This window comes from Endozoicomonas sp., assembly GCF_051008435.1.
GTDB lineage: Bacteria > Pseudomonadota > Gammaproteobacteria > Pseudomonadales > Endozoicomonadaceae > Endozoicomonas_A.
On record NZ_JBPCXO010000170.1, the window covers coordinates 1 to 8,247 of the forward strand.

8 protein-coding genes are annotated in these 8,247 nt (G+C 45.4%); 3 read left to right on the forward strand and 5 right to left on the reverse strand.

From position 1 onward, the window contains the following. Positions 1–167: 167 nt before the first annotated feature. Positions 168–1,808 (reverse strand): hypothetical protein, encoded by a 1,641-nt coding sequence (locus ACR2PX_RS08230; protein WP_433998876.1) that lies wholly within the window; start codon positions 1,806–1,808, stop codon positions 168–170. Between the two features lie 74 nt (positions 1,809–1,882). Here ACR2PX_RS08230 and ACR2PX_RS08235 point away from each other — a divergent pair, with 74 nt between their 5' ends. From ACR2PX_RS08235 to deoD, 3 genes are all read left to right on the forward strand, one after another. Continuing rightward, positions 1,883–2,020, forward strand: coding sequence for a hypothetical protein (locus ACR2PX_RS08235; protein WP_433998877.1), 138 nt, complete (start codon positions 1,883–1,885; stop codon positions 2,018–2,020). A gap of 222 nt (positions 2,021–2,242) precedes the next feature. Further along, positions 2,243–3,460, forward strand: a complete 1,218-nt coding sequence (locus ACR2PX_RS08240; RefSeq protein ID WP_433998878.1) for a phosphopentomutase — start codon at positions 2,243–2,245, stop codon at positions 3,458–3,460. Positions 3,461–3,540: 80 nt separating this feature from the next. Continuing rightward, complete coding sequence (deoD, locus tag ACR2PX_RS08245; RefSeq protein WP_433998879.1) at positions 3,541–4,251, forward strand: purine-nucleoside phosphorylase; 711 nt, start codon at positions 3,541–3,543, stop codon at positions 4,249–4,251. A 63-nt stretch (positions 4,252–4,314) separates the two neighbouring features. On the opposite strand, the gene ACR2PX_RS08250 is transcribed toward deoD, so the two are convergent. The 4 genes from ACR2PX_RS08250 to ACR2PX_RS08265 all read right to left on the reverse strand — a co-directional run bounded on the left by ACR2PX_RS08250 (position 4,315) and on the right by ACR2PX_RS08265 (position 8,076). Then, positions 4,315–4,962: an MAE_28990/MAE_18760 family HEPN-like nuclease gene (locus ACR2PX_RS08250; protein WP_433998880.1), complete on the reverse strand. Its 648-nt coding sequence runs from the start codon at positions 4,960–4,962 to the stop codon at positions 4,315–4,317. After that, on the reverse strand, positions 4,952–6,058 hold the full coding sequence (locus ACR2PX_RS08255) for a DUF262 domain-containing protein (protein ID WP_433998881.1): 1,107 nt from the start codon (positions 6,056–6,058) through the stop codon (positions 4,952–4,954). Before ACR2PX_RS08255 ends, ACR2PX_RS08250 begins: the two co-directional genes overlap by 11 nt. A 59-nt stretch (positions 6,059–6,117) precedes the next feature. Then, positions 6,118–7,707 (reverse strand): bifunctional UDP-sugar hydrolase/5'-nucleotidase UshA, encoded by a 1,590-nt coding sequence (ushA, locus tag ACR2PX_RS08260; RefSeq protein ID WP_433998882.1) that lies wholly within the window; start codon positions 7,705–7,707, stop codon positions 6,118–6,120. A gap of 234 nt (positions 7,708–7,941) precedes the next feature. Beyond that, on the reverse strand, positions 7,942–8,076 hold the full coding sequence (locus ACR2PX_RS08265) for a hypothetical protein (protein WP_433998883.1): 135 nt from the start codon (positions 8,074–8,076) through the stop codon (positions 7,942–7,944). Positions 8,077–8,247: the final 171 nt, after the last annotated feature.

Here is an 8,247-nt window from a genome sequence, read left to right on the forward strand (position 1 = left end):
TAAGACAATTTCGGCCTAAATTCCAGAAAGAACGGTCCAATTATTTGATGAATTCGATTAAATAGGTCAACTATTCGCACGAATCCATCAAATAATTCGACTCGTTCTACTGAAATTTATGCTCGAAAGCATAAGTCCGACAGGCTCCTAGACATCTGACAAGATTTCTATAGTAAGTTGGACAACACTGACAGAATGCTCATAACAGAAATAATAATCAGGTAGACCGTTGTTTTTACAGCTCCTGAAGGAGCATCTGGGGTTTGGGATGGATCCGGTTGGTTGGTGACAGGTGTGGGCGAAGGTGAAGAAGACGAAGCCTCCTGGTGACAGAGGTTGCCTTTAAAGTCCTGAACAATATTGTTTTTGCTGACGTGTAGAGGTGCTTGGTGTACTGGCGATTCATAGACCAGTGCCATCGTGCCACAGGTTTCTACCGAAACAGTATTCTGGGTAATGATGTACTGGTCTACCCAGGTATAAAGGCTGAAGGCATAGACGTCGTAATTATGTTCAGGTCCAGAGTTGTTGTTCAATCGATACTTGAGAAAAAAGTCTTTCTCCAGTTTACGAACAACCTCAGGGCGATAATGGATTTTCATTTTACTGTTGATCAGTAATGACGCGGCTTTATTACCAGGATTAGGCCCTATAGCCATGACCATAACGGCGGGAAAGGTTTCCCGCGCATTAGCCTGGCCATTAGCACTGTCATGATAGGTGTGCTCCAGTGTGACCGGAGCAAGAGCGGCTTCGAAGTTGACGCCTGAGACCCTGGCCTGCCCAAGACTGACCAGGGCATTGCCTGACTTTGCATCGTGGTTTTTGGAATCGACACCGCTGCAGTTAACTTCTCGAAAGCTCTCTGGCTGGAATGTTTCGCAGGCAGTCTGGAATTGGCCTGAGCCTTTGATGGTCGGAGTATACTCGTCCTCAAAGGGAGTGGTTGGGTCAAAAGTACCTTTCCTCAGATCGGGTATGCCAACAAGGCCACCCAGAAACTGGGTATCCAGTGTGGCGTCCAGTTCAACATGCTGGAAGACTGCCACAATGGGAGGAACGACGTAATCATTGGAAGCATTGTCATCCAGCCATTGATTAAGCCGGGTTATGGAGTCAGGAGACTGATACCAGGTGAAAACGCGCAGATGTCTGTTGTGGTTCTTCAGGTCCTTGATAAAAAACTTGGCAGCAATCGCGCGGCAGCCAAAACTTTCGGCATCTTCTTCCACAAAAGGATTGTCGAAAGAACCGCAGAACGTGGGTGTATAACCCCCGGACAGATAAGAGACCAGATAGTGAGAAAGGTTGAAGATGAATCCCCTGATCTGGTCGTCGGTAAAGGTAACGGGAGGTTGCGGTGTTGTGGGCGTTGGCGTAGCAGTTGGCACAACGTTTTGGGTTTCTGTCTCCATGGTCGGAGTTGCTGTCACCGATGCGGTTGTACTGGAAGACAGGGTTGCAGTGGGTTCCTGAGTGGATGAAGAGGTAGGCGTAATGGAAGTAGTCGGAGCAACGGTAGGTTCGTTGTTTTGCAACAGGTTACGGACGATCTCGATGGTCTCATTGTCCATCAGAAATTCATAGTACTCACGGGGGAAGAGGTTCGGTTTCCCGGGCGTATCAAAAGCAGCAAGAGCGCTGCTGTGAAGGGTTTTGAAAATGTCGGCACAGGTCTGTCTGGTCTCTGTACTGATGGGAGGGGCAGGCAGTTGGACAACAGGATTTATTGAACGGAGGTTGCGCCTGTAGTAGTTGCCAATGATCGTATCGTTATCAGAGGTGAACTGCTGGTAGCAGCTTTGCATGCTGTCAAAATCAAGAGTTTCTGGTGTCTGGGTCGTTTCAGTTCCTGCAGAAAGGCCTGGAAGGAGCACCAGAAATGCAAACAGGTTTGGGTGAAAGAACTGTCGTAATACTCTCTGTAGTGATGAGAGGTGGGGCATTCGCCATGAACGACAGAAAAACAATTTTTTTCCTTCCGGGGATAAAAATTGTTTCGGCGATGAAAGAAAAATAAGCAAGAGTCTGTGCTTGAACATAGGAAGTACTCCTGAAAGTGAATTCAGTTTAGTAATTTTCCGGACGTTCACTGGATTAAGTATTAATAACTGTCTTGCTGAGTATTTTTCTGAGTAATAATTAGGGGACTCGCATGGAATTGCTGAGAGCATAGAGCTTCGTGATTCAAGGGTGTCAGCGTGTTCCTGTCATGGGAACTCTCAGGAGTAAGGTATCTCACATGAAACGAGCAATTGTCCTGGTAATGGATTCATTCGGGATTGGCGCCAGCGCTGATGCCGATCAGTTTGGTGATGTAGGATCAAATACGATTGGTCACATTGCCAAGGCCTGTGCTGAAGGAAAAGCCGATATCGGGCGCAGCGGTGTGCTGGAGCTACCGGTACTGGCCAGCCTTGGTTTGCTGCACGCTGCCAAAGACTCTTCGGGTGTCTTTCCCGCTGGCATGAATACCGATGTAAAGCTGATCGGTGCTCATGGTTATGCCAAAGAGATTTCCAGTGGTAAGGACACGCCCAGCGGTCATTGGGAAATGATGGGGGTGCCGGTGCTGTTTGACTGGGGCTATTTCAGCGATGAAGAAAACAGTTTCCCACAGGAGCTTCTGGATCAGCTGGTAAAAAAGGCAAAGTTGCCCGGTGTGATCGGAAACTGCCACGCTTCAGGGACCACCATCCTGGAAAACCTCGGTGAAGAACACATGCGTTCTGGCAAGCCTATTGTCTATACCTCAGCTGACAGTGTTTTTCAGATTGCCTGCCATGAAGAAACTTTTGGGCTGGATAGACTTTATGAGGTGTGTGAAATCGCCCGTGAGCTGCTTGAGCCCTATAACATTGGTCGTGTCATAGCCCGGCCCTTTGTTGGTGATGATGCCGGTGATTTTCAGAGAACAGGCAACCGAAGGGATTACTCTGTCCTGCCGCCTGCTCCAACCCTGCTCGATAAACTGGCTTCAAATGGTGGTGAAGTGGTCAGCGTTGGCAAGATTGCCGATATCTTTGCTCATCAGGGCATCACCGGAAAGCTGAAGGCTACCGGGATCCCGGCACTGTTCGAGACAACCATGCAGGCGCTGGAATCCGCCGGAGATCGCTCTCTGATCTTTACCAATTTTGTTGATTTTGACTCCTCCTTTGGTCATCGACGTGATGTGGTCGGTTATGCCCGAGCTCTGGAGGAGCTGGATGCCATGATGCCAAGACTGCTCAACGCCATGGAGGAAGATGATGTGCTGATTATCAGTGCTGATCATGGTTGCGACCCTACCTGGCCTGGCACAGACCACACCCGTGAACATATACCCGTGCTGGTATACGGCAAGAAAGTGCCTCCTGTCTCTCTGGGAGGACGGGAAACCTTTGCTGATATAGGCCAGAGTCTGGCCAGTTTCTTTGATCTGGAACCTATGGATTACGGAACCAGTTTTCTGTCATAAGCGCGACAGAATTATATTTACAGGCTGTCGTAATACCCTGCGACGGCCAGCTTTTTGAAAAGCTGTATAGAGGAAAAAAAATGACCCCTCACATTCATGCCAAACCCGGAGCGTTTGCTGATGTTTGCCTGATGCCAGGCGATCCATTGCGTGCCAAGTATATTGCTGAGACCTTTTTTGAAGGTGCTGAGCTGGTAAACGACGTTCGCAACATGTTTGGTTATACCGGAACGTATAAAGGCCGCCGTGTCTCTGTCATGGGCTCAGGCATGGGGATTCCTTCAGCCTCCATCTACTACAAGGAACTGATCACAGAGTACGGTGTGAATAAACTGATTCGCATTGGTTCCTGTGGTGCAATCTCTTCCGATGTGAAGCTGCGTGACGTAGTGATTGGTATGGGCGCGAGCACCGACTCCAAAGTGAATCGTATTCGCTTTAATGACCATGACTTTGCAGCCATTGCGGATTTTGGACTGCTTGAGAATGCCGTTAAAAGTGCTCGTGACAAGAACATGCCGGTAAAAGTAGGCAATATCTACTCTGCTGATCTTTTTTACAGCCCGGAAACCAACATGTTCGACATCATGGAAAAGCACGGCATTCTGGGTGTAGAAATGGAAGCTGCAGGCTTGTATGGCGTATGCGCTGAGTACGGCGCGAAAGGTCTGGCTATCTGTACTGTCAGTGATCACATTCGCAAGGGTGAAGCCTTGTCTCCTGATGACAGACAAACCTCTTTTAACGAAATGATTGTACTGGCGCTGGACTCTGTGCTGATGGGTGACTGATTCTCATTGCCTCAGTCAGAAGAAGTAATGTTGCTCTTCTGACTGAGGCTTAAAAACGTAATCTCAAGCAACTTTATAGTTTTCTGTAATTGCAGAGTTTTCCAGTAAATTTTTAAATGTTGCCATTAATCCCAAAACTTCTTCAGCCATTTCGATAAAATCATTTATATCTATTTCTAATGATTCGCCATGAGCTATATGATTTCTTCTACCAACAAGTCTTAAGTCAATTAATTTTTCCTTTGCCGCAAACACATCATAATCAAGTCCTAAGCACCACATAATCTCTTTCAAAACAGTTGTAGATAGATTTGAGCCAGTGTTAACAACGTTTTGTACTGGAATTCTTGCTCTAGTACTCTGGTTTTCTATGATATATCGAGTTACTTCATCAAATGCGGAATACTTGTTTGATGTACTAGCTTTATCAATTTTTCCACGAACGAGAAGAGTTACAAAGTTACTTCTTAGTTCTGAAATGTTGTGTCTCTGATTTGAAACATACTCTAAAAAGTATGTCCCAGATTTTTTTATAAAACCTTCCCAATGAGCATATAGCAAAGCTATGCCAGAGCGACATAGGACTGACTTTCTTAAATCAGATATTGCACTTGCTTCAACTAAACCTTTTAGTTCAGAAATTTCTCTCAACCTCCAAACATGATCCTGTCCAATTTTATCAACAAGGTTTTCCTTTGTTCTAATTGTCACCGGTGAAAACCTCTCTACCATATGGCACAATCCTAGGAAGTCTTCGTGTAGCGGTTATTCCTGAGCCAACCCAGTCAGTATATTGGGTGTCACCCCATATTGATGCAGCTTTCTCTCTTATATTTTCTGGCTTAATGCCTTGGCTCACTGCATAACCCACTCCATAAGCAATGGACTCGTACTGTGAAAGCAGGAATCCTCCAGAGAACTTGCTTTTAGTCGTGTTATATCGTTTAAAAGATTCTTCCGCTAATTCAAGATAAAGTAGATCAAATGTTTCCTTAAATAGTTTTTCCCAAAACTCTCTATCAAAGCTCTTGTCAGTGGCAATTTTTCTCATTTTCTCTGTAATAAAAATACCAACATCGCCAATACGGTTAAGTTCTTTACGGTCAATGAGCGTAAAAATTACAAATCTAAGTGCAAGCTCAAGATCATAAGATTCACTTAAAGGTCTATCACTCAGAGAAATACACTCTTGGAAAATTGTGTAGGATGCTAATGACTGCAGCCAGTTGTAAAAATTTTTGTTAAGCATTACCAGAATGCAATTTCTGACTTCTTGCTGACTTAAGTCAGAGCCACCTGTGTTTAAGCGTTGAAATAAGTCATATTTTGCAGTTTCATCACTTTCTTTAAGGATGATACTTACATTTATTTTTGATCTTTTTACTATAAGCCTCAGCTCTTGAGTAAAAGAACTCTGTTCTGAATCAGGGTTATTCCATTTTTTCCCTTCTAAGCTTGGTAGATATTTAGTACCAGTTAGAGTAAGAGGATCAATATTGTTTGAATTTTCATCTTTTAGTACACCCATAAACTGATATATGGTTGATAAGCGCTGAAGGCCATCTACTACATCCCAAACGCCATCTGGTCTTTGGCTGACAAAAATAGGTGGAATAGGAATACCAAGAAGTATCGATTCAATTAAGTTGGTTTTCTGGATATCGCTCCACCTAAAGAACCGTTGAAATTCGGGATGAATATCTATTTCTTTATTCTCATATAGAGAAGTCCATTCACTAATGGACATCGCATATCCATCTGTTCTGATTTCTTTACGTTTTTCATTTACTTCATCAAGTAGTGACATAAGTAAAAGTGTTCCATATTGAAAAATTTAACTATAAAAATTGAAGCTAAGGATATAGCTTAGTATCTTAAAATTCCAACCGGAGCAAAGTTTTCTGCTTTGATGGGCGATTGAGTTTTTATGAACCACCTCAGCACTTCTGCAGTTCCATACCCTGTCACAACGTAACCAGGGTGCTTTTCAAGCACCGGATAGCCATCGCCTCCCGCAGCCAGAAAGTCATTCACCGCCATGCGATATTTTCTGTTATTTCGCAGTGGCCGACCCTGAATTTTGATGTTTGAAACGTTATTGCCTTTAATCGTCATCTCCAGCCCTGCGAACTGGGCGAAGGCGCCGGTTTTGGCAGGCAGGTTAACAACTTTCTGCAGGTATTTACGGACCTCTCTGCCGGTCATGTTGGCGTAGGCCAGAAAGTTGTTATAAGGCTTCACCGTCAAAATGTCACGATAGGACACAGGGCCAGAAGGTAAGCTGGCTCTTATACTGCCGGAATTGATGACTGCAAAATCAGCGTAGGTTTTCTTCATCATGGAAGAGGCTACCAGAACCCCCAGATTGGTAGGCCGACTGCGGATTTCTTTTCTTTCACCCTCAAACCTCTGGTCAACCACCCCTGAAGCCTTCATGGTCAGTTCCTGACCTTTTTTCTGATAGGGAGCCAGAAGATTCAGCATTTCTGGGTCTTCTTCTATACGGGGGGTCTGGTTCTTATGGTTGATAGGGATCAGCTCATACTTCTCCAGGGTGAGCTGACCATCTTTCAGCGTAAAGTCAGCCCTGCCGAGGTATTTTCCATTCTCTCCGGCCTGCATGATCCAGGTGTTATTGACGACTTCTGGCTGGTATAGCGCTGTTCTGGAGTGAGCACCGATAATCATATCGATACCTCTGACTTCTGTCGCCAGCTCTATGTCTCCGGGGGGAGCATTAGCGCTTTGCTGTTCAGGAAAGTAACCCAGATGCGTCAGGGCAATCACCACGTCTACTTGCTCTTGTATCTTGGGAACCAGTCGGCGTGCGATGCGCAGGGGGTTTTTAAAATCTATCCGGGAAACATTGTCCGGGTTACCGATCTTTCGGGTGTCCTGAGTGGTCAGGCCTACCACCGCCACCGTCATATTACCGACATCCATCAAACGGAATGCGTCAAAGAGTGGCCGGCCTGTACTGGCGTCGTAGGTATTGGCAGAAAGAAAGGGGAAGTTGGCCAGATTTTCCTGCTGGTGGAGCACTTTCATCGGGTTATCGAACTCATGGTTGCCCACCACCATAGCGTCGTAGCCCATCAGGTTCATACCTTCGATGTCCGGAACGGCACTTTGCAAGTCGGACTCAGGGACACCGCTGTTAATATCGCCTCCCGAGAGCAGTAATACTTCTCCACCCTCAGCTTCTACTTCAGTTCGTATCTGATCAATCAGCGTTTTTCGGGCAGCCATGCCCCATTCACCCTGCTCATTTTTCCAGAACCGACCATGGTGGTCGTTGGTATGCAGAATAGTGAGTTTGTAACTACGCCCTGCATCGTTCTTCAGGGTTTCCTTAGAAGAAGAGCAGCCTGTCATGACCAACGACAATGCGAGAATAATAGGTGTCGTTGAAGCAGCCATAAGCGAAGAAAAATAGTTTGCATTACCTTTAAGCATAATGAACCGGCTTTGCAAAAAGTGTTAGGCAATAAAAGCTAGACAGTTTGGGCATAAACAACTCCCAGTTAGAGGCGATCTTCTGATAAATCGCAATATATCACTGGTTTTCAACGGGGTCTGTCGAGAAAAGAGGCGCAGGATGAAAATTAAGTGTAAAGAGTTCAGTCAGTTGCTTAAAAAACAGCCTTCAGACGTCTAATGACATCTGAAGGCTTTTTTCAGTGACTCAGGTTACTGCGTACTGTCGCTATCTTTATTGGATGGAGGAATGATCATGTCTTTCTCGTTGTCTGGGGTAGGAGAAAAGACATTGGAAGTCATTGAATCAGTGGTAGAGGGTTCTCTGTTCAGGTGATCTAATTTCATGGGCCTTACTCTAGGAGCCTGTCGGACTTAAGACTACTTCGGCCTAAATTCCAGAAAGAACGGCCCAATTATTCGATGAATTCGATTAAATAGGTCAACTATTCTCACGAATCCATCGAATAATTCGACTCGTTCTACTGAAATTTATGCTCGAAAGCATAAGTCCGACAG

Bases quoted from the DNA above. Each gene is read 5' to 3' on its own strand.
- ACR2PX_RS08240 (WP_433998878.1), top strand. From the start codon at position 2,243: ATGAAACGAGCAATTGTCCTGGTAATGGATTCATTCGGGATTGGCGCC.
- ACR2PX_RS08265 (WP_433998883.1), bottom strand. From the start codon at position 8,076: ATGAAATTAGATCACCTGAACAGAGAACCCTCTACCACTGATTCAATG.
- ACR2PX_RS08235 (WP_433998877.1), top strand. From the start codon at position 1,883: ATGCAAACAGGTTTGGGTGAAAGAACTGTCGTAATACTCTCTGTAGTG.
- ushA (WP_433998882.1), bottom strand. From the start codon at position 7,707: ATGCTTAAAGGTAATGCAAACTATTTTTCTTCGCTTATGGCTGCTTCA.
- deoD (WP_433998879.1), top strand. From the start codon at position 3,541: ATGACCCCTCACATTCATGCCAAACCCGGAGCGTTTGCTGATGTTTGC.
- ACR2PX_RS08230 (WP_433998876.1), bottom strand. From the start codon at position 1,808: ATGCAAAGCTGCTACCAGCAGTTCACCTCTGATAACGATACGATCATT.
- ACR2PX_RS08255 (WP_433998881.1), bottom strand. From the start codon at position 6,058: ATGTCACTACTTGATGAAGTAAATGAAAAACGTAAAGAAATCAGAACA.